Origin of the sequence: Oceanisphaera submarina (assembly GCF_046521305.1) — a bacterium.
Classification (GTDB): Bacteria; Pseudomonadota; Gammaproteobacteria; order Enterobacterales; family Aeromonadaceae; genus Oceanimonas; species Oceanimonas submarina.
This window is the reverse complement of sequence record NZ_JBKGFN010000003.1, coordinates 95,905-117,567: the sequence shown is the minus strand read 5'-3', so window position 1 is coordinate 117,567 and position 21,663 is coordinate 95,905. Positions and strand designations below refer to the sequence as shown.

Sequence of the window (21,663 nt, the reverse complement as noted above, 5' to 3'; positions counted from 1 at the left end):
ACCCTCGGCTTTGAATACCCTGTTTCGCAGGGTGGGGAAATCATGATGTCACTCCCTTTATCGTTAAAGGTACAAGTCATGCTTAAACATCCAGAAAAAAAATACCGCCCTTTCCCGTCTATTAATTTACCAAACCGTTGCTGGCCCTCCAATACCATTACCCAGTCGCCTGTTTGGCTTTCTACTGATCTGCGCGATGGTAACCAAGCATTGTTTGAACCCATGAATCGCGAGCGAAAACTGCATTTATTCGATGAATTGGTGCGCTTGGGCTTTAAAGAAATAGAGGTCGGCTTTCCCGCTGCATCCCGCATCGATTTTGATGTAGTGCGCCAGTTAATCGATGAACAACGCATTCCGGCTGATGTGACGCCTATGGTGATGACGCAACTACGTGAAGATCTGATCGATGAAACGGTTCGCAGCGTGGCGGGTGCGAAGCGCGTTATCATCCATCTGTACAATGCAATAGCGCCGGTATGGCGGCGGGGAGTGTTCGGACTTTCCGTGACAGAAATCGAGCTATTGGTCGCTCATCACGTTGGATTGCTGCGCGAAAAGGTGGCACAACATCCAGAAACCGAGTGGGTGTTACAGTATTCACCAGAGACATTTAACATGGCTGAACTCGATGTTTCATTGCGTATCTGCAACACGGCTATTCGTAGTTGGGACGCTCGCACTGACCGGCCGATTATCATCAATTTACCGACCACGGTAGAAGTGGCCACACCCAATGTTTTCGCCGATCAAGTCGAGTGGATGAGTCGACATCTCGAACGACGCGAGCATGTGGTGCTCTCCGTACATCCACACAATGATCGCGGAACCGGCGTCGCCTGTGCCGAACAAGCAATTCTCGCCGGAGCGCAGCGAGTCGAAGGCTGCTTATTTGGTAATGGCGAACGGAGCGGCAACCTGGACCTGGTCACCTTGGCACTTAATCTTTATACCCAGGGCATAAATCCCGGCTTGGATTTTTCTGACATCGCTGAGGTGGCACGGATCGCAGAACAATGTACAACCTTGCCCATACATCCACGTCATCCGTATGCAGGGGATCTGGTATTCACTGCTTTCTCCGGTTCACATCAAGATGCTATCGCCAAAGGACTGGCTGCCCGGCAGCCTGATGACTGCTGGGAAGTACCCTATCTGCCGATAGATCCACAGGATTTAGGACGCACTTACGACAGCATAGTGCGAGTGAACAGCCAATCGGGTAAAGGAGGAATTGCTTTCATACTACAGCGCGACCATGGCGTGAAGATGCCAAGGCGCATGCAAATCGAATTCAGCGCTGTCGTCCAGAAGTATGCCGACGCCAGAGAAACGGAGCTTGGCAGTGATGTTATCTGGCAGTTGTTTGAACACACCTATCTGGCTCCAGCACAAACTGGCGGTACTCTGACCTATATCAGCCATCGGCTGTGGGATCTTGATGATGGGCAGAAAATAGAGCTCAACATGGCACTACCAGACGGCTCTTGTAGATCGGTACAAGGCATAGGTAACGGACCCATAGCCGCCGTCGTTGACGCATTAGATCTCCCGTTGCGTATCGACAGTTACGAGGAGCGCAGCATGGGAAGCGGTGCGGATGCTCAAGCCTTAGCGATAGTAGAAGGCAGATGGCAAGAAGTACCTGGCTCACATTTTGGTGCGGGCCAACATCCAAATATAGTTACCGCATCGATACAGGCCATCCTCAGCCTAGCAAGCCGCTTTATGTTGGAAACAGAACAATGAGACAAAGTGGCCGCTTTATTTGTATTAGGGTCTGCCGGCCTTTCACATAATTTTATACAAGGCAGCGCTTATGCCATGCTACGTAGTCACTCGACTAAATACGTTGATAACGTAGTAAAAAGACACCACAAGCGCTGTCCTGCGGGTTCAGCTAAACACATTTAACTCGAACGATATTTAACCGATAAAGGTTAACCCTAAGATCACCCGGCTTTCTTGTAGTAGATGTCCTTGTCCAGCTCACCTTCGCTATGGGCGATCAATACAGATACGGCCGCATCACCCGTCACGTTAATCGTGGTTCGTGCCATGTCCAGGATCCGGTCGATACCGGCAACCAGAGCAATTCCTTCCAGTGGCAGTCCGACCGAACTCAACACCAGAGAAAGGACGATCAGGCCACCGCCGGGTACCGATGCGGTTCCTATGGAAGCCAGAATAGCGGTCAGCAGTATCATGCCGTATTCCGCCATCCCCAGATCAATACCGTAGGCCTGGGCGATGAACACCGCGGTCAACGCCTGATAGAGTGCAGTACCATCCAGATTGATGGTGGTACCTACGGGCAAAACGAAGCTGGCAACATCCTTGGAGACTCCCAGATTATCTCGCGCACAGGACATGGTTACAGGCAGAGTACCGGCAGCGGTGGTAGTACTGAAGGCGACCAGCTGAGCCTCGAAGATCCCCCTGAAAAATCGGATCGGGTTCAAACCTGTCAATAAGGCCAGGCCACCACCCAGGGTGACCAATGCATGAATGGTACAACCGAGATAAACACCGGCGATGACCTTCCCCAGAGGCAGTAGCACTTCCAGACCATATTGACCCGTGGTGGTGGCGATCAGAGCAAAGACACCGTAGGGGGCGAAGGCAATCACCAGATCAGTCAGCTTGTACATCACGTCGGCGAAGGCATCGAACACCTTTCTCACCGGGTCCGCTTTTTCGCCAACCAGGTTGATGGCAATGCCGAGAAAGATAGCAAACAGGATGATCTGCAGCACATCACCGCTGGCAAAGGAGGCAAAGGGATTGGTAGGGATAATACCCAGCAAGGTATCGACAATACTTGGTGCCGATTTCACATCAATAGCAGTCGCATTCCCCAGATCCATACCAACACCGGGCTCAAGCCAGACCGCCAGAGCCAGACCGATAGGAATGGCGATGGCTGTGGTGACTATATAGGTAACGAAGGTTTTTATTCCTATCCGTCCCATACGAGTCACGTCCTTGATGGCGGTCACCCCACAGACCAGAGAGATAAAAATCAGGGGAACCACCAGCATCTTGATGGCGGCGATAAAGGCTTTTCCGATGGGATGCAAGACGGCAGCATCTTCCCCCAACAGGAAGCCGGTTGCTGCTCCCAGAACCAGACCAATCAATACTTTCTGCCAGACCTGCAGCCTTTTCCACCAGTTGGCATCATTCACTTTTACCGCCGCCGTCATGGTACTCATCGCCGAACTCCTTTTCTTTTATCTTTCCTGATTAGCGCACAAAAAACGGCATTTCCAATTTCATTGAAAAAGGAAATGCCATTCATATCACCTAAAAATATTAAAAATTGCCAACGTCATTGTCGATTGAATCAATCTGACTCTTTTATCGTCCCTTTTACCCTGTAAACGATATGCTCTGCCAGCAGTTGAGAGGCATCATAAACCGGCAGATCTATGGTCAGTTTATCGGCAATCACCGACAGCTCAGTACAGGCAAGAACAAGACACTCGGCACCCTGTGACTTGAGCCAGGCTGCGGCTTCATTATATCTGGCCAGCGTATCCGCATCATAATCATTGGATTTGACTCCTTTGATTAATGCCATCACCTTTTCCTGATGTGCAGCGGCCGGAAACAGGGTTTCAATATCTTCGGCATCAAACTTGTCATGATACAAACGGATATTTTCAACCGCAGTAGATGCCAGCATCCCGACCCGCCGGATATCAGGCTGGCAACGTTTTACATGCTGTACCGTCACATCGAGGATATTCACCACCGGAATGGAGACCGCGGCGACCACCTCCGGGTAATACATGTGGGCGGTATTGCACGGGATCACCAGAAAATCCACTCCGGCCCGCTCCAGTCCCTGAGCCATGTTGGCCATGAAGGGGGCCGGGCTTTCGCCCGTCCCTTCTATCAACGCCTTGATCCGGGACGGCACCTTGGGATTATTGTCGACCAGCATATGGATATGGTCGATATCATCCCGGGCCGGGGTGGCGGCAATCACCCGGCGCATCAAATCCACCGTCGCCTCCGGCCCCATGCCGCCTATCACACCAACAGTCTGTTCACTCATTTAGATCCATCCAGTTCAAAAAATGATGACGCTGCCACCTGCGGTAGCGGCAGCATTAATATCCGAAGAGCTCGGGTAGCCAGAGCACCAACTCGGGGAAGAAGGCCAGCAACATCACCACGAAGATCTCCACCAGCACAAAGGGAATCGCCTTGGCCGAAATTTCCTCGATGGACACCTTGGCTATACTCGAGCCGATAAACATGTTTTCTCCCAGCGGCGGGGTGGAAAAGCCGATTTCACAGCAACACACCAGCACGATACCGAAGTGGATCGGATCCACGCCCAGGCTGACCATCACCGGCAGCAGCACCGGCGTCACTATCATGATGGTGGCCAGGGTTTCCAGAAACATGCCAACGAAGATCAGAAAGACGATCACTATGATCCAGATCAGCGCCAGACTGCCGGTCATTTCCAGCATCGACTGGGCAATCATCCCCGGAATATCGTTCTCTACCAGGATCCGGCCAAAGGCGGTGGCGGTGAACATGATGATCAGCACCCGTCCGGTCAACCAGGTGGTGGAGTTCAGAGACTCCCTGAAGCCATCCAGTCTCAGTTCCTTATGAACGAAAACACCGATGAAGAGGGTATAGAATACCGACACCACGGCGGCTTCGGTGGGAGTGAAAAGTCCCGAATAGATGCCGCCCAGAATGACTACCGGTGCCAGTATCGCCCAAATACCGTCCTTACAGGCCTTGCGCAGGGCACCCGGCGGATGAACATTGCCGGAAACATAACCCTTTTTCTTGCTGATCACATAGTTGGCAATCATCAGGCCACCGGCCAGCATGATCCCCGGCAGAATACCGGCCATGAACAGCTTGGTAATGGACTCACTGGCGGTGACTCCATAAATCACCATGGGAATACTGGGCGGTATCACCACACCAAGACCACCGGATGACGCAGTCAGCGCTGCCGAATAGCTGCGCCCGTAACCACGATCGACCATGGCGGGGATCATCAGCATGCCCACCGCCGCCGTGGTCGCCGGGCCCGAGCCGGAAATAGCGCCAAAAAACATGCTGGCCAGAATGGCGGAAAAACCCAGACCACCGGCCATGGGCCCGGCCATTACTTCGGCAATATGCACCAGCCGGCGTGAAATGCCCGCGCTCTGCATCAGGGCGCCGGACAGAATAAAAGCGGGCAGTGCCATAATGGGAAAGGAGTCCACCGCATTCCATGCGGTCTGTACCAGAGACACAAAGTCATCACCGGCCGCCAGATAGACGGTCAGCGCCGACGCCCCCAAGGCCACCACGATGGGAGCACCGATGACCAGCAAAAAGAAAAACATACCAAACAAAATAAAGGGAGCTGTCATTATCTGATCCTCTTACCCCTAAAAATCCATGTATCAAGCCCGAGGATGATTACCATGCGGCTTGCTCTCTGAAGAAGCAGGCATTTTCATCACCTCCTCTTCCAGGTTGGGTTCATCCACATCTCCAAACTTGACCCCGCAGACCAACTTCAGGTAATTCACCTGGATAATACGCAAGCTGGTCAGGGTGAATGAGATCGGGAAAATCATGTACAGGTAAGCCATCGACCAGTCGAGGGCAGGAGAGAAATAGGTAAACTCCATCATGGAGTCAATGACTTCGATACTCTTGAGTGTCATCAGGGTATTGAAGGCAATCCAGAAAATATCGCCCAGCAACTCAACCCCGTTCCTCATTTTTTCCGGCATCATTCTCAGATGAAAGGTCACCCGGTTGTGGGCCGACAGCCTCGCCGCGTAGGATGCACCAAGAAAAACAAACCAGACAAAGGAAAATCTGGACAGCTCCTCGCTCCAGGGTATGCCGTAGTTAAAGAACACCCTCAAAATGACTTGCACAAACAGCAAGACGACAAACAAACACAGCAATAGCTGGCATACATAGTTTTCCAGCTTGTCCAGTTGTCTGATCAGTTTAAACATGGTAACGCTCCGATAAAGAGAACGGAGTGAAGACTCCGTCCCCCTATTCAATTTTCAACCCACTTCGTCAAAACCGGTTAACAGCATTCGAAATCAGGGTTACTTCAACTGCTCCAGCACGGACTCGAAACTTTCTTTACCACCGATGGAGTCATAGAACTGAGGCCAGACCTTTTCTTTCGCCATCTCAATCCATTTATCTTCATCTTCCAGGGTGAAGACTTCCATGCCGTTGTCGATCATGTTCTGCTTGGCCTTGTCGGCTTCGGAAACCTGGAACATCAACGCATGCTGCTGGGCTTCCAGGCCGGCACGGGTCAGGATATTGCGCTCTTCGTCGCTCATCTTGTCGAAGGTTCGCTTGCCGATCAGCAGAGGCTGCAGCGAGTACTGATGATGAATTTCGGTTACGTAATCCTGAATTTCGTAGAACTTCATGGTGTTGTTGACGATGTAGGGGTTGTCCTGACCATCAACCACCTGCTGTTGCAGGGCGGTAAAGGTTTCAGTCCAGGCCATGGCGATAGGGTTGGCGCCCCAGGCTTCCCAGGAGGCCAGCATAATCGGGTTCTGCGGTACCCGAATCTTGAGCCCCTTCAAGTCTTCCATGTTCTTGACCGGACGCTTGGAATTGGTCAGATGGCGGAAGTTGGAGTAGGTCCAGCCCAGGATGTTGACACCGACCTGCTTCTGCGCCAGCTGATTCCAGTGGTCACCCAGCTGGCCGGTAGTAATCTTGACCGCATCGGATGAACTCTTGATCACGTAGGGCATGGTCAGCACACCCAGTTCCTTGGAGAAAGGCGTCACGTTACCGATGCCGACCAAGGCCATATCCAGCGAGCCCAGACGTGCATTCTGCACCATCTCGGTTTCCGAGCCGATGGCACCATTGGGATACAGGGTCACCTTGATATCGCCGGCGGAATAATATTCCACCAGGTCCTTGAAACGGCTGGCGTAGGCGCCCTGATCCGAATCCAGGGGATCACCCATGCCCAGTCGCATGGTCTTGGCATCCACCAGCGCCGGCAGGGCGGCGGACGCGCAGGCAAGAGAAAGGGTCAGACACTTTGCTAATTTCTTCATAGAGAACATATTCATTACCTCAATGTATTTGGTGTGTTTTACATCCATGAAACTGGAATCTGTTCAGCCGTGCAGGAAATCACCCGTTCCCTGGTGAGCCGCAAACCTCTTCAAACACTTCCGCGATAATCCGGGTGATCTGCCGACAATCCGTCTCGACAAACGTCAGTGGCAATCTCATGTCGCACATGGTCGCCAGTACGCGCCGGGTCTCGGGCAAGTCGGGCATGGAATCCAGGTATTGCCAGCTGTCAAAACGGCTGGTGTAGCCCTTGGGATCCGCATCGCCGAACCATTTGAGCGGCACCCCCTGCTCCCCGCAACGCGTGATAAAGCGGGCGATGGTGGCAGGATCCTGCTCCGGCAGAGAAAACTGGATGGAACTGCCGACAAACAACTCCGCTGCGGGGCGAACCGGTAAACGAATGCCCTCAATTGGACTCAGCCCTTCGGCGGTCACGTTGTAAAGCTGGTTCCAGCGCCGGCACTGTTCATCCAGGTTCTTGAGCTGGGGCCGTAATATCGCCGCCCGCAGGTTATCCATCCGGCCGCTGTAATTGGGGGTCTCGAAACGAATACGGGCAAAGGCTTCCTTCGGCGGAGCCGCCAGGTGACGATCAAACAGCATGTAGGAGCCGGAATAAATGATGGCCTTGGCCATCACATCGTCGTCGTCGGTAGTGAGAAAACCGCCTTCGCCGGAGTTGATATGCTTGTAGGTCTGGGTACTGAAGCAGGCTACCCGGCCGAAGGTACCGCTCTTGCGGCCATTCCAGCTGGCCCCCATGGTGTGGGCACAATCTTCGATAACGGTAACCTGATGCCGCTCGCAGATACTCATCAGCCGATCCATATCGGCAAGGTGGCCGCGCATATGGGACAGCAGCAGATAATGCACATCGTCGGCTGCCGCTTTCAGCTCCAGATCGTCGAGATCTATGGTGTAATCGTCGGTGGTTTCCACCAGCATCGGAACGGCACCGGCATTATTGATGGCACCGGGAACCGGCGCCAGGGTAAAGGCATTGCACAACACCTTGTCCCCCGACTGCACGCCCACGGTGCGCATGGCGATATGCAGCGCATAACCACCCGAGGCACAAGCCAGGCTGTAGCGACTGCCCAGATAGGCGGCAAACTCCTGCTCCAGCAACTCGGTTTCCGTCGGCTCTCCGGCCAGAGAATTATATCTGTGCAGACGACCGCTGCGCATCACGTCGATGGCCTGCGCTATGCCATCTTCAGGGATGGACTCCTGCTGGGTAAACGACTTGTTGAATTTGGTCATAACATCTCTCCGGGCAGGTGCCGGGCACCTGCCTGTCTGACTCAGCAGTAACGCTCTTGGTTATAAACGTGGAAATCCCACTCGGTTTCGGGGAAGTACTTGCGCAGGCGCCAGTCACAGGCCCGGGCGTGACCTTCCATGCCTTCGGTACGGGAGATACGGGAGCCAGCCGCACTGAACACCAGGTTGGCTTCTTCGCTCAACTCCTGATAGGTCAGTACCTTCATGAACTTCTGCACATTCAGCCCGCCGCTGTAACGGGCGGCCTTCTTGGTCGGCAGTATGTGGTTGGTGCCGGAGCACTTGTCACCATGGGAAACGGTGCTGCCTTCACCCAGAAACAGGGAGCCATAATTGTTCAGGTTGGCTTTCCACCACTCCAGATCGTCCGCCAGAATCTGCAGGTGTTCACAGGCCCATTCATCGCTGATTTTGGCCACTTCTTCGCGGCTGTTGCCCAGAATCACCACGCCATGATCGCGCCATGCCGCTTCACAGACATCCGCGTTGGGCATATCGGCGATCACCTTCGGCATGATCTCGAGTACCTTTTCACCCAGCTCGCGGCTGTCGGTAAACAGCCAGACCGGAGAGTTGGGGCCGTGTTCGGCCTGGGAGACCAGATCGACGGCAATGGTCATGGGATCGGCATGCTTGTCGGCGATAATGGCCGATTCGGTCGGACCGGCAAACACATCGATGCCCACCTCGCCGAACAGCATGCGCTTGGCTTCGGCTACATAGGCATTGCCCGGTCCCACCAGAATATCGGCAGGTTTGTTGGTAAACAGACCATAAGCCATGGTGGCGATGGCATGCACGCCACCCATCTCCAGTATCACATCGGCACCCGCCACATGCATGGCGTAGGCCACGGCCGGATTGATGCTGTCACCCCGGGGCGGTGAACAGGCCACGATAAAAGGTACGCCGGCGGCCTTGGCGGTGGCCACGCTCATCAGAGCGGAAGCCGCATGGGCATAGCGTCCGCCGGGCACATAGCAACCGGCACACTCGACCGGCAGGATCTGCTGACCCAGCCGTACACCTTCTTCGGTTTCAATTTCAAAGGACTGCAGGCTGTCGCGCTGTGCTTCGGCAAAGCGTTTGATCTGGCGGTGGGCAAAATCAATGTCTTCTTTCACCCGCTGGGGCACCTGGTCGATCAGCGCCAGCTTCTTTTGTTCGGTGAGTACAAAGTCGCCCTGCCAGCTATCGAACTGCTTGGCATATTCGCGCACCACCGACTCCCCTTCAAGCTTGATCCGGGTCAGCATTTCCTTGACCACCGCCTGGATGCGCTCATCTTCCTGTGCTACATCGCCTTCTGCAGCCGCTCTTTTAAGATATTCCATGGTATGACACCTGTTAAAAAGGAAGCTCTGGTTATGAGCAGGGCCTGCAGCCCTGCCCTTGCCGGCCCGGCCCCTCCTAGAGGAGCCGGGCGCACGTGTTAGTTATATTTGGGGAGGTTAAAAACTTCGCGATAACCGAACAGCGCCTGGCTGCCACCGGTATGCAGAAACACGATGTTTTCCCCTTTCTTGAAATGACCCTTGCGGATCAAATCGATAAGACCTGCCGCACCCTTGCCGGAGTAGACCGGATCCAGCAGTATGCCCTCGTGACGGGCAAACAGCTCGATGGCCTCCAGGGTGCTTACGGCAGGAATACCGTAGCCTTCGCCTACGTAATCACAGTTGGCAACCACGTCTTCGCGCTTTATCGCACCGGGAATGCCCAGTTTCTCGGCGGTACGCTCGGCCAGGCGGAACACATTGGCTTCTTGCTGCTCACGGGGTACCCGCACACCGATACCAAGCACCGGGATTTGGCTGTTGCTACCGTACAGGCCCGTCACCAGACCGGCCTGAGTACCAGCCGAACCGGTGGCGTGGACCAGGTGATCGATGCGCAGACCGCGATCATTGGCCTGGCCCAGCAGTTCCAGCGCACAATTGACGTAACCCAAGGCACCAATTTCATTGGAACCGCCACCGGGAATGATATAGGGCTTCTTGCCTTCGGCTTTCAGCTCGGTGGCAAGCGTTTCCATCGCCGCGTTCATGTCGGTACCGCCCGGATACTTGCGTAGCTGGCCACCAAACAGTTGGTCCAGCATGACGTTGCCGTTGTAGACGTAATCAACATCCTCGGAGCCGGTGCGATCTTCCAGCAGGATATGGCAGTCCAGACCCAGCTTGGTGGCGATAGCCACCGTCTGACGAGCGTGGTTGGACTGGGTGGCGCCTTGGGTAATAATGGTATCGGCGCCCTGCTCCAGGGCATCGGCCATCAGGAATTCCAGCTTACGGGTCTTGTTGCCACCACCGGCCAGGCCGGTACAGTCGTCGCGCTTGATCCACAGGGTGGGACCATCCAGCAATTTGGTCAGCTGAGGCATGGGCTCAAGGGGGGTATCAAGATGGGCGAAATGAAGACGCGGGTAACGGGCCAAAAGCATGGGTAACACTCCTATCTCATTTTAAGAACATTTTCAGAACAATCCGGTAACGAGACCATACTGAAATAGGATTCCCTGACCGACCAATGCTATCTTGGCTTCGCAAACGATTACTTTTCGGTATACGCAGAATAAACTCTACGCAAGGTATTGATTTTAATGGAATTGAAATGGTTAAAGGATTTTGTGGCATTGAGCGAACATGGCAGTTTTTCCAAGGCCGCCGAAGCCCGCTTCGTCACCCAGCCGGCCTTTAGCCGACGTATCCGTTCGCTGGAAAACTGGCTAGGCATCACCCTGGTCGACCGGGACAAACATCCAACCACCCTCTCCGTAACCGGTCTGGCGTTCGTTGAAGAAGCCAAACGCATGATTCACGATACCTACCGGGTGCGCGAGCGACTGCAGGGGCAAGAGTCTCGCCAGAGCCTGGTGTTTTTTTCCCAACATTCCCCGGCGGTATCGTTTTTTCCGCACTGGATCCGGACCCTGGAACCGCTGGTAGGCACTACCCTGGTCAAGCTGAATGCCGGTAACCTGCACGATGTGATGGAATCCTTCATGGCGGGCATGGGTGACTTCCTGCTCAGCTACTCTTCCGACGAAAATATCTCTCAGCTATCACGTAACGACACAATCTGTATTCAGGTGGGTACCGACAAGCTGGTGCCGGTGTCGGCGGTGAATGCCAATGGTACTGCGCTCTATTCGATCGACAACCATGTCCCCTTCAAACTACTGGCCTACCCTGATGATTCCTATCTGGGCGGCATCATAAAGGAGCAGTGTCTCGCCAGGATACCGCCCGACATTCAATATACGATTGTGTGCGAGAATGCCCTGGCCGAAGGTCTGAAAGCCATGGTGGTACAGGGCTACGGCGTCGCCTGGCTGCCGTCCAGCCTGATACAGAACGAACTGCATAACGGGCGGCTGGTGATACTTGACGACCCGCTCAGGGCGGTCGAACTGAGGATACTTCTGTATCGGTTCCGGCATACGGTCAAGCCCGAGGTAGACATCTTCTGGAAGTACCTGATCGAGCTCTACAATCATGGTTATGCATGAACATCATGCCGGCATTCCACACAAGAGCCGCCTTACGGCGGCTTCGACTATTAACACCTGTGCACCATCACACTGTCTTAGGGTACGACCACGACGGCTTCATCATTAAAAGTTTTCAAGTAGGAAACGATGGCCGCTTCATCACATGCACTTAACCCCAGGTTACCCGTAATACCGGCAGCAAAGGATACACCGTCGGCATGGCCTGGTTCCGGCCAGCAATTGCTATCCAGTGCTTCTTGCTCCGTGATTTCTCCATCCATACAGCGGAGCACATCATGTTTAATCACTGGCGGTGGCCCGGCGACAAAATCGGACGGATCAACAAGAGACGTATTATAGAAGTGCACCAGACCCTCCAGACTCTTGAACCAGCCATTTCTGGTATAGGCCTTGATAAAATCAGCGCTAGGCCGTAAATCCACATTGCGCAAAGATGGAGACTTGACAAACCCTTTATGCCCATCGTTACCGGTATGATCCGCCAGACCGTCATCCGACGCGACGACGCCGGGTATGTCGAAGTTTACCGGGCTGCCAATATTGTGGTAACCATGGTCGGCATAGGTCTGCAGTGGCTCTGTACCGTCATCACCTCCCGGATTATTGCTGTGGCAAAGGGCACAACCAGCCCCCATTCGGTCTTCCGTTAACACCACCCCGCCGGGGAAAGAATTACCATCCGCATCACAGGTTCCAATGTCGCCCGCTAGAATAGGTTTGGGCTGAGCAGGATTAAACAGAACGGCTGCGGCATAGAACAAATCATGGCCCCAGTTTTCTTCGGGGGTCAGCCCTGCCAGTGGAAACGCACCCGGGCTGTTATCCGCTTGACACAAAGATGGATCGTTCGGCACCAATCCGAAGCGTGACACTATGTCGTCAAATTCCGCATCGGTCAGATTCTGCGCCCAAGGCAACAATTTTATATCCCCTTCGGTCAAACACGCCAGTTCCGCCCGAAGGGCATTATCGCGTTTGGAACTGAATGAGTTCACCTCGGGAGAGTCCTGATAAGCGGCAAGCGCCACCGCTATACGCTTGAAGCTGGTGCTGTAATTATTCTGGTCACACTGGATACGACTCCCCCAGGCGTCGGTAAACAAATTGGCATAATCAGCCTTCTTGACCTGCTGACAGACGGATTTTTCGCGGATATTCTGCTCGACCGGATTGGGAAAGGGATTCAGGGCCTGATCGGCCACCGGACCAAGAAAGCCTTCAACCGCCTGTTCAAACAGGGTTAATGCATTAGGATCACCCACGGTAACCACATCCGCCAAGGAGATATGGACTGTAGCCCCTTCTGGAAACAGAGGATCACTCCCCTCGGATCGCCCGTTCCAGAAGGCCCCCCCAAAGGCGGGAACAAAGGCGGCTCCAGGTCCTGTAGCCAGAGCAAAAGGAGGAATAAAAGTCGCATAGGCATTAGTGGGCGGTTTCAGTTGCCCTCTTGCATCCGGATCCCGGTGGATGTTTGCCCCGGGCTGTGCTACTTCAACCAGGTTTATATTCGAGCTGGCTCCGGTCCAGCCGGTGGCGGGATCATGGCAACTGGCACAAGACTGCTTCGCTTTGGGCCGAGATATCGGTGTGAAGAACACTTCCTTCCCTAATTCAACCAGGGCGGCAACCCGTTCTTCGTCGCTTTTGACAGGTACATCTTTTTTCTTGGCTTCTGCTTGGCCAGAGGTCAAGCTCAGGCCAGTCGCAAGCACCACGAGTGTTACTGCCTTTGCTATCGAAGATGTCCGAAATATTGTTGTGGCCATCACTGTCGCTCCTTTAGTTTCTTTACCACCGTAACGAGACCGGCGTGCTGGAGTTAATTTTTTGCAGACACAGCATGTGAATGACAGTGCTGCCATCACAAAAAATCAGCCTGAGAGTGCGACAATGGAAATAAAAACATTAAAAATAAATCAAACCACTACTGCCACCACCGGCATATAAGGCTGAAGCATTATTCACCTGCATCATTGAAGTCAAACACCCTGTAACAACCAGGCGGCATGTCATTCAAAAACCATCAATAAAAAATAAAATTGCAACATCCCCCTTATCCAACCACCCACTACTTACCTTTGGCGCTTAGCGCCGAACTGGTTTATTAAGCTTTAATGAAAAAAATTAATTTGCAAAGTAGACTGTCGTGAAAAAAATGACCAAACACACAAGCAAGACGCCTCCCCACCCAAAAACAAGATAGGAAATAAAAATTAAAACCGTTACAAAACAATAAATTACCAAAACCAGCATCTTAAGGTAAACATAAAAAACGAACAATAAAATCTTACTATTTCAAGCCTTTACCCATGACAACACTATCGCCAGACACTTGCCCGAAAATTAGTTGCGGAGAGGAAAGCACCCCCCTCCTAAAATTTTAAAAACAAAAAGCTAATAACAAAAAAATATCTTAATGACTCATTACTGATACATTAAAATCGCTCATGAAAAACCTTAATAAAACCCATTAACTCAGTCCGCGAACCCATTAAAATCGGCCTCAACGCTTGACAATAAACAGCTCCTCTCTTAGCCATGCACTCATATGAAATGAGCTGCACCCAGGGCGTATCGAGAGCAATCAGTGCTGGACATCTAGATAAACGGAGGTACTTTTCCCCTCTATTACGGCGAGATGGCTTAAATCCTGGCGTGTACACGGCACCTGGCATTCAATATGTTGCGAGCAGAAGCAACGAAAAAATCTTCCTAGGCCTGCGTGAGGAGGAGGCAGATACCGATTACCCGTGTAGCCTTTGTCGAGCAGGCCGGTGGCCACAACACCCGAATCCTGGGCCGCCTGAACGCCGACATCTGAATACAAGAAAGCCCGAGGCCCACGCCCCGGACTGAGCCGCAGCGCTACCGATTCGGCAACCCCGGATTGCTCGATGAGCTGTCACGGCAATCCCATGACAAGTCCATCGCACTGGCCCGCTTGCGCAGCTGCTATCAATAGGGCCCCCGGCAGCCAGACATGCCGGGGTTTACCCGAAACTCACTTCATAACCGGTGAATTTGCGCAGGTTGATAACACCGGTGTCGAGCATCAGATACTGGCCCTTGATGCCGAGCAGCGTACCCGAGACCACCGGGTTCTTGTCGAAGTTGTGACTGGCGATTTTGGTCGGGTATTCCAGCACCGGATAGTTTAGCTCGACGATAGATTCGTCCAGCACGGTTACCGCCTCTGCACCATATTTCAGCAGCAAGTCGCCGATCTTGTCCTGTATTTCCGGCAGTAAGCGTGCGGCTTCGGCTTTCAAGTCGATATCGGCTTCGCCGCCCTTGAGCATGGCGCGCCAGTTGGTCTTGTCTGCCACCATTTCGGCCAGCGCCACTTCCACCAGACCGGAGAGCTGACGGGTCGCGACCCGTAAAATGGGCAATGCCTGGGTTGCACCCTGATCAATCCAGCGAGTCGGCACCTGGGTATGACGGGTAATGCCCACCTTCAGACCCGAGGTGTTCGCCAGGTAGACGATGTGCGGCACCATGCAGTGACTGTCGCCCCATTCGGGCTCGCGGCAGGTACCTTCAAAATAGTGGCAGGTCTCCGGCTTCATCACGCACATGTCGCAGCGGGCCAGCTTCTTCATACAGGGAAAGCAGTGCCCCTGGGAATAACTCTTGCTGGTTTTGCGGTCGCAGGCATTGCAGTAGATATTGCCGGTGTGGGTCAGGGTCAGCGTCTGACCCAGCAGGGGGTTGAGATCGACGCGATGCTCGCCCAGCGCCAGCTGGTAGGCCACGGGAGCAGCCAGGTGCCCCGGCATCTTGATCAGGGTTCCGGTAAGATAGCTCATTCTTCTTTGTCGTTGCTGTTGGGTAGGCCGCTCATTCTATCAGCCACCCGCCAGAGTGTCCTCTAGACAGGCTTTCACTTCCCCTTCTCGGCCGAATAACTCGGCACCATGACACCCGGTTGCTCCCACCGGGCTGCCCGCCAGCAGCCCTTTCGGTCACATTCGAGAGCCTGCACAGAAGCAAAAAGGCGGAAGGATTACCTTCCGCCTTTTTGCTTGATAGCGACCATACTCAGGCAGTGTCATCTGTTAACCCAAGGAGACGGTCATCATGCCTGAGCGACATTATCCCCGCCTTACTCACATCGCCCTGCATGTGCGGAACATAGAAGCTTGTATTGGTTTCTACCGCGACTTCTGCGGCATGGTCGAAACCCACCGGCGCGACAAACCACCGCAGACCATCGTCTGGCTGGCCGAACCCGGCCGAGAGCGGGAATTCATCTTCGTGCTGATGAACGGCGGCGAGGATCTGCAGTTATCCGCTCACGACTACCGCCACTTCGGTTTCGCCCTGCCCAGCCGGGCGGAGGTGGAGGATATCGCCCGCCGGGCCGACGCCGCCGGTTGCCTGATCTGGCCGCCCAGAGACGAGCCCTGGCCGGTAGGCTATTACTGCGGGGTAAAGGATCCCAACGGCAACTACGTAGAATTCAGCTACGGCCAGCCGCTGGGTCTGACAGAGTAGACTGCCAGCGGAAAAATCAGGCGATATCGGTGCTTCAGGAGGACACAGGGATCTGCTCAGCCGTGCCATGGATGGCACGGCTGAGCCTCCAGGAAGGGGTTCACGGCGAGTCGGCGGAGCGGGCCCTTTGCCCGATGAAACCTAAGCGTTTAAATTGTTACCGAGCCCCCTCTAGAACCGAAAAGTCAGCGTTCTTCCCGACTCAATGCCACCTCGGGATCTGCCGCCCTGTCGGCAACAAAGTCCACCGTCCCCTCACTGGTAATCTGCCGCACCAGTATCGGCTCGCCGGCATCGTTGAAGCGCACATAGCCGATGCCGGAACGGTTCAGTAGCCGCTCCCCCCTGGACGCCCCTGTCGGCGGATGAGGCGTAATTTCCAGTCGCCGCCGGCGGGTGAACCAGTTCAATGGCGAGCGGGGGGAATAAAGCCAGCGGTTGAGCCGGTCCAGTATGTTCAGCAACCGGGCCGGAAACTCGTTCTTGATGCCGCTGCTGGTGATCTGCCAGATATGGGGCTCCCCGCCCCTATGTCTGAGCTTGATGTCGTACATGAAGGAGTAATGCACGTCCCCCGACAGGATCACGTAGTTGGCCGGAGTACGGGCGTGGCGAAAGATATTGAGGATCACGTTGGCGGTGCCCTTGTGGGCCATCCAGTTTTCCGCATCCACCAGCAGCGGCTTGCCAAACCAGGTAAAAATCTTCTGGATCACCTCGATAAGCTTGACCCCGAATACCGGCGTCGGCGACACGATCACCACCGCCTCGTGATTCAGCAGCTCGCCCTGCAGCTCGGTCAGCGCCTCCCAGTCCATCAACCCGGAGGGATGACTGAAGTTGGACTCGGCCCGCCAGCGCCGGGTACGGGTATCCAGCACCAGCAGCTTGGGACTGGTCGGCAAATGGTAGTGCCAGCGATCAAATGTCAGCAGATGATCGATCAGTCGATCCTGTTGCTCCTGCGCCGGCTGCTCGCTCCAGGCTTGGAGCAATGCCATCGGCTCTCCCTTGAAGGCGTCCGGATCGTTACCCCAGCCCTGACAGAGTAAATACCCCACCAGCGCATTGCCGATGATCCGGCGAGAGAAGGGATGGCCGTAGGCGCTCGCCTCCCAGGCGGCGGTCAGGTTCCAGTCGTCGGTGACATCATGATCGTCGAAGATCATCAGGGTCGGCAGATGGGCCAGCAGGCGACGCACCGCCGGCAGCCCTTCCACAAAGACGGCCAGCCGGTGCCTCTCGGTCAGATATTGCTGTTGTCGTTCCGGGCTCAGTTCCGGCTGCGCATCGGACAAGCCGCGCCAGGGTTCGGGTGACCAGACCAGCAGATACATGGCCAGCACCTCGGCCAGGGTGATCAGATGATTGTCGGCGCTGCTGGTGGTAAAGATCGGCTTGCGCGCGCCTTCGAAGAAACGCCGCTGCAATGTCTGATTGCCTTTGATACTGGGCAACAGTTCGCTGCGGCGGTAATAGTTGAGCGGGCTGGCGAAAAGCTCGGCGCTGTCGGCGACCAGGGCGCCATCCAGCGTTTCCGGATACAGTCCCAGCTCTTCAATCAACTGGTGGATGGCGGTCAACATGGGGCCGGCCACATCGTCCGCATAAATCTGATCGCCGCTCAACATCAATACCGCCGGCCGTTTTAGCGCCTGAGCATGACATTGTTGCAACCAGCTATCGGCCGCCACCAGACCATCGGGTGCAGCATGGTGGGGCTTGCGACAGGAGCCGTGCAATACCTCGTCCAGCCTGCTGCGGATCACCAGCTGTGGCAGTGACTCCCCCGCATAGCACAACTCCGGCGCCCATTCGGCGATGCCGTGCCATACATCCTGCTCCGACTGACGCCATTGCAGATCGTAGGCCACCAGGGTATCGGTAGGCAGCGGGGTTTCAAGCCTGATGTCCAGCAGTTGAATAAAACAGTGATCTCCCACCTGTAGCTGTTGCTGTTGCCGCTCGCCGGTGAATTCTTGTGGCACACCATCGGGCAATAGCAGGCGAAATGTCACCGGCGCCCGGCTGGCCAGCCAGAACACCAGTCGCTCGCAACTGGCCCGGCGCAGTACGGGGCCGGCGAGAATAGTGGAGTTCATGTCGTACTCGGTAAACAGGGTCATAACCGCATCATAACGGGGCTGGTTCACCCTTTAAAGACAAGGAGCTCAAGCTACGCCGAACTCTGCCGCTAACCTTTACCGAGCGGCGAGGTATTATTTTCGCCCGATTCAGGCTTCAGGTGTTCGGTATCAATGACAAATGTAAAACAAAATGATACAAGGTTGTGAACAACTTATAACACAGTGAGACCAAGGATGAACCGACTTTCCATCAAGCAAAAAATACTGTTACTGGCGCTGTTACCCTTGTTGCTGCTCGCTACCGTCAGCACCTGGATTAATGTGAATCAATCCATGCGGCTCAAGGATCTGAGTGGTGACAGCCTGTATCGCTCCTTGCTTGATGCCCGCAAACAGCAATTGGCCAGTTATATGGAGCTGGCCATCACCGGCATAGGCCCCTTGCTGCAACAAGGAAAGCTCGACGCCGCCAAGGCTCAGCTGCGCCGTTTGCGCTTCGATGACGGAACCGGTTACTTCTTCGTTTATAACGGCGAAGGCGTGCAGGTAGTCAGTGCAGACAATCCGGCGCGGGAAGGCAATAACTACCTGAGCGCCACCAGCCCGGACGGACGTCATCTGGTGCAGGAATATGTGGCTCTGGGTCGTCAGGGCGGCGGCTATGTCGAATACGACTGGCCCAAGCCGGACACCAAACAGGGTGCGCCAAAGCTGGCCAACATTACCCCGATTCCGGGTACCGACTGGCTGCTGGGTGCCGGTTTTTACGTCGATGATCTGCAGGCCACGGTGGCCGGGTTGGAGCAGGAACTGTCCGACTCGGTGCGCCGGGGGCTGATCAACTCCGCCCTGTCCGCCGCTCTCTTGCTGGCACTGATTGCCGCCGCCGGCCTGGTGATGGTGCGCAGCATTCACACCCCCATCCGCCAGGCGGTGTCCACCATGGAAGATATTGCCCAGGGTGAAGGCGATCTGACCCGCAGGCTCAATACCGGTCATGGCCACGAGCTGGGTGTATTGGCTCGCTCCTTCAATCACTTTGCCGGCCAGATCAGCGAACTGGTACAAAGTACCCGTCAGTCTGCCGATACCCTGCAACAGGCCAGTGCCGAGTTACAACGCTTCATGGATGAAACCGAAACCGGCATCAGCCAGCAGCATCACGAAAGTGATCAGCTGGCTACCGCCATGAACCAGATGTCGGCCACCGCCCAGGAAGTGGCCGCCAGCGCGGCCCGGGCGGCCGAGGCGGCCCAGCAGGCCGAAAACCAGGTAACAGATGCTCAGCAGCTGTTACAAGGCACCATAGAGGTTATCGACGGACTGGAAAACCAGGTGGTCGGTGGCGTGGAAATCATTCAACGGCTGGGCAAGGAGTCGGAGCAGATAGGATCGGTGCTCGACGTGATCCGCGGCATTGCCGATCAGACCAACCTGCTGGCGCTCAACGCCGCCATCGAAGCGGCCCGCGCCGGCGAGCAGGGCCGTGGCTTTGCGGTGGTGGCCGATGAGGTACGTACCCTGGCGGGACGCACCCAGAGCAGCACCGAAGAAATCCACAAGATGATCACCCAGCTGCAACAGGGCGCCAAGGAAGCGGTACTGGCCATCGAAAGCATTCGCGAGCGCAGCAGTCACACCGTGACCGAAGCGCGCCGCATCGATAATGCCCTGCTCGATATCGGTACCGCGGTCAATACCATCAACTGCATGAACGAGCAGATTGCCAGCGCCGCCGAAGAGCAAACCCAGGTGTCGGAAAGTATCAACGCCAATGTGCATCAGATAGTGGCCATCGCCGAACAGACCAATGCGGGCTCTCAGGCGGCCAGCCAAACCAGTCGGCAAGTCGGCGAGATGGCCAACAGCCTGCAACAACTGGTGGGCCGCTACCGTACCAGCTGATCTCCCGGCCAGACAGAAAACAAGGTTACCGGGTACACTTGCGCCAGCCAGGATAAATGTTCTGGCTGGCGCAGCTCATTTGCGGACAAGAAACTCGTTTGCAGACGAACCGGTAGCTTAGGTCTCATCCCTTCATTACCATGGGGACTCTGTCTTATCAGGAATCACTTTCACCATGCGCGAAAAACTCGAACAACGTTCCTTTCTGTTTATGCTGCTGTTGGTCAGCCTGCTGTTCGGGCTGGTGCTCAAACCCTTCTGGGGCGCCATTTTCTGGGCCTGTGCCATCGGTGTCATCTTCAACCCTCTGCAGGAGCGCATTCTGCGTCTGATAGGCCCCAAGCCCAACCGCGCCGCCCTGCTCACCCTGCTTATCTGCATGGTCATAGTGGTGCTGCCGGTGCTGCTGATCGCCACCTCCTTCATTCAGGAAGGACTGGCGCTCTATCAACGTATCGACAAGGGGGAAATCAACCCGGCCGAATGGCTGGAGCAGATGCGTCATGCCTTTCCGCTGGTGCCCGAGCTGTTTGAACGGCTGGGCATCAATATCGACAGCGTTCGCCAGAAGCTGTCCGAAGCTGCCGTGGCCGCCAGCAAGCTGCTGGCAGAAAAAGCCCTCGGCGCCGGCCAGAGCACCTTCACCTTCGTGATGAACGTGGCACTGATGCTCTATCTGACCTTCTTTCTGCTGCGCGACGGCCATCAGCTTATCGAAGTGCTGGTCAAGGCGCTGCCACTGGGGGATGAACGTGAACGCAAGCTGTTCAGCAAGTTCTCGGAAGTCACCCGGGCCACGGTCAAGGGCAACATTCTGGTCGCCATGGTACAGGGCGCCCTCGGGGGCTTTATCTTCTGGGCGCTTGGGATTCCCGGCCCGCTGTTGTGGGGCGTGGTGATGGCCTTTCTGTCGCTGATCCCGGCGGTGGGTGCCGGCCTGGTATGGCTGCCGGTGGCACTCTACCTCTATGCCACCGGCGACTGGATCGCCGGCTCGGTACTGGTCGGCTTCGGTGCCCTGGTGATCGGCCTGGCCGACAACGTCTTGCGCCCTTTGCTGGTCGGCCGCGACACCAAGTTACCCGATTATCTGGTGCTGTTCTCCACCTTGGGCGGCCTGAGCCTGATGGGTATCAACGGCTTCGTGATAGGCCCGCTGGTGGCGGCGCTGTTTCTGGTGGTCTGGGATATCTTCACGCGCGAGTTCAACGGAGAAGATCCGTACCAGTCGTGAGGCGTGAGGCGTGAGGCGTGAGG

At 55.2% G+C, this 21,663-nt stretch carries 16 protein-coding genes; 5 read left to right on the top strand and 11 right to left on the bottom strand.

Annotated features, from left to right (window positions below; translation table 11 throughout):
- Positions 1–78 precede the first annotated feature (78 nt).
- On the top strand, positions 79–1,749 hold the full coding sequence (locus tag ACLEIV_RS04625; RefSeq protein WP_410455491.1) for a 2-isopropylmalate synthase: 1,671 nt from the start codon (positions 79–81) through the stop codon (positions 1,747–1,749).
- Positions 1,750–1,952: 203 nt separating this feature from the next.
- Here ACLEIV_RS04625 and ACLEIV_RS04620 read toward each other — a convergent pair whose 3' ends face one another.
- The 8 genes from ACLEIV_RS04620 to cuyA form a co-directional block, all read right to left on the bottom strand.
- A complete protein-coding gene (locus ACLEIV_RS04620; RefSeq protein WP_410455490.1) occupies positions 1,953–3,215 on the bottom strand; it encodes a dicarboxylate/amino acid:cation symporter in 1,263 nt (420 codons plus the stop codon).
- 131 nt (positions 3,216–3,346) lie between these two features.
- Positions 3,347–4,063, bottom strand: a complete 717-nt coding sequence (cuyB, locus tag ACLEIV_RS04615; protein WP_410455489.1) for a cysteate racemase — start codon at positions 4,061–4,063, stop codon at positions 3,347–3,349.
- 55 nt (positions 4,064–4,118) lie between these two features.
- Complete coding sequence (locus ACLEIV_RS04610) at positions 4,119–5,399, bottom strand: TRAP transporter large permease (protein ID WP_410455488.1); 1,281 nt, start codon at positions 5,397–5,399, stop codon at positions 4,119–4,121.
- 33 nt (positions 5,400–5,432) lie between these two features.
- Positions 5,433–6,002, bottom strand: coding sequence for a TRAP transporter small permease (locus ACLEIV_RS04605; RefSeq protein ID WP_410455487.1), 570 nt, complete (start codon positions 6,000–6,002; stop codon positions 5,433–5,435).
- A 99-nt stretch (positions 6,003–6,101) separates the two neighbouring features.
- Positions 6,102–7,091, bottom strand: a complete 990-nt coding sequence (locus tag ACLEIV_RS04600; protein ID WP_410455486.1) for a TRAP transporter substrate-binding protein — start codon at positions 7,089–7,091, stop codon at positions 6,102–6,104.
- A 79-nt stretch (positions 7,092–7,170) separates the two neighbouring features.
- Positions 7,171–8,379 carry a DegT/DnrJ/EryC1/StrS family aminotransferase gene (locus tag ACLEIV_RS04595; protein ID WP_410455485.1) on the bottom strand — a complete coding sequence of 403 codons (1,209 nt, stop codon included), beginning with the start codon at positions 8,377–8,379 and terminating at the stop codon, positions 7,171–7,173.
- Between the two features lie 41 nt (positions 8,380–8,420).
- Positions 8,421–9,734 (bottom strand): histidinol dehydrogenase, encoded by a 1,314-nt coding sequence (gene hisD / locus ACLEIV_RS04590; RefSeq protein WP_410455484.1) that lies wholly within the window; start codon positions 9,732–9,734, stop codon positions 8,421–8,423.
- Between the two features lie 98 nt (positions 9,735–9,832).
- Positions 9,833–10,843 carry a D-cysteate sulfo-lyase gene (gene cuyA / locus ACLEIV_RS04585; protein ID WP_410455483.1) on the bottom strand — a complete coding sequence of 337 codons (1,011 nt, stop codon included), beginning with the start codon at positions 10,841–10,843 and terminating at the stop codon, positions 9,833–9,835.
- Positions 10,844–11,002: 159 nt separating this feature from the next.
- Here cuyA and ACLEIV_RS04580 point away from each other — a divergent pair, with 159 nt between their 5' ends.
- Positions 11,003–11,911 (top strand): LysR family transcriptional regulator, encoded by a 909-nt coding sequence (locus ACLEIV_RS04580; protein ID WP_410455482.1) that lies wholly within the window; start codon positions 11,003–11,005, stop codon positions 11,909–11,911.
- A gap of 77 nt (positions 11,912–11,988) precedes the next feature.
- Here the strand turns inward: ACLEIV_RS04580 and ACLEIV_RS04575 are convergent, their stop codons facing one another.
- Together ACLEIV_RS04575 and ACLEIV_RS04570 are read right to left on the bottom strand one after the other, a co-directional pair.
- Entirely contained in the window at positions 11,989–13,683 is a 1,695-nt protein-coding gene (locus ACLEIV_RS04575; protein WP_410455481.1) for a cytochrome c peroxidase, read from the bottom strand.
- Positions 13,684–14,907: 1,224 nt separating this feature from the next.
- Complete coding sequence (locus ACLEIV_RS04570; protein WP_410455480.1) at positions 14,908–15,726, bottom strand: DUF2797 domain-containing protein; 819 nt, start codon at positions 15,724–15,726, stop codon at positions 14,908–14,910.
- A gap of 271 nt (positions 15,727–15,997) precedes the next feature.
- Between ACLEIV_RS04570 and ACLEIV_RS04565 the strand changes: the two genes are divergently transcribed.
- The gene (locus ACLEIV_RS04565) at positions 15,998–16,414 is read left to right on the top strand and encodes a VOC family protein (RefSeq protein WP_410455479.1); all 417 of its coding nucleotides are present in this window, start codon (positions 15,998–16,000) and stop codon (positions 16,412–16,414) included.
- Between the two features lie 185 nt (positions 16,415–16,599).
- Here the strand turns inward: ACLEIV_RS04565 and ACLEIV_RS04560 are convergent, their stop codons facing one another.
- Entirely contained in the window at positions 16,600–18,540 is a 1,941-nt protein-coding gene (locus tag ACLEIV_RS04560) for an alkaline phosphatase D family protein (protein WP_410455478.1), read from the bottom strand.
- A gap of 195 nt (positions 18,541–18,735) precedes the next feature.
- Between ACLEIV_RS04560 and ACLEIV_RS04555 the strand changes: the two genes are divergently transcribed.
- Entirely contained in the window at positions 18,736–20,406 is a 1,671-nt protein-coding gene (locus ACLEIV_RS04555) for a methyl-accepting chemotaxis protein (protein WP_410455477.1), read from the top strand.
- Between the two features lie 175 nt (positions 20,407–20,581).
- Positions 20,582–21,640, top strand: a complete 1,059-nt coding sequence (locus ACLEIV_RS04550) for an AI-2E family transporter (protein WP_410455476.1) — start codon at positions 20,582–20,584, stop codon at positions 21,638–21,640.
- The last annotated feature ends 23 nt before the right edge of the window (positions 21,641–21,663 follow it).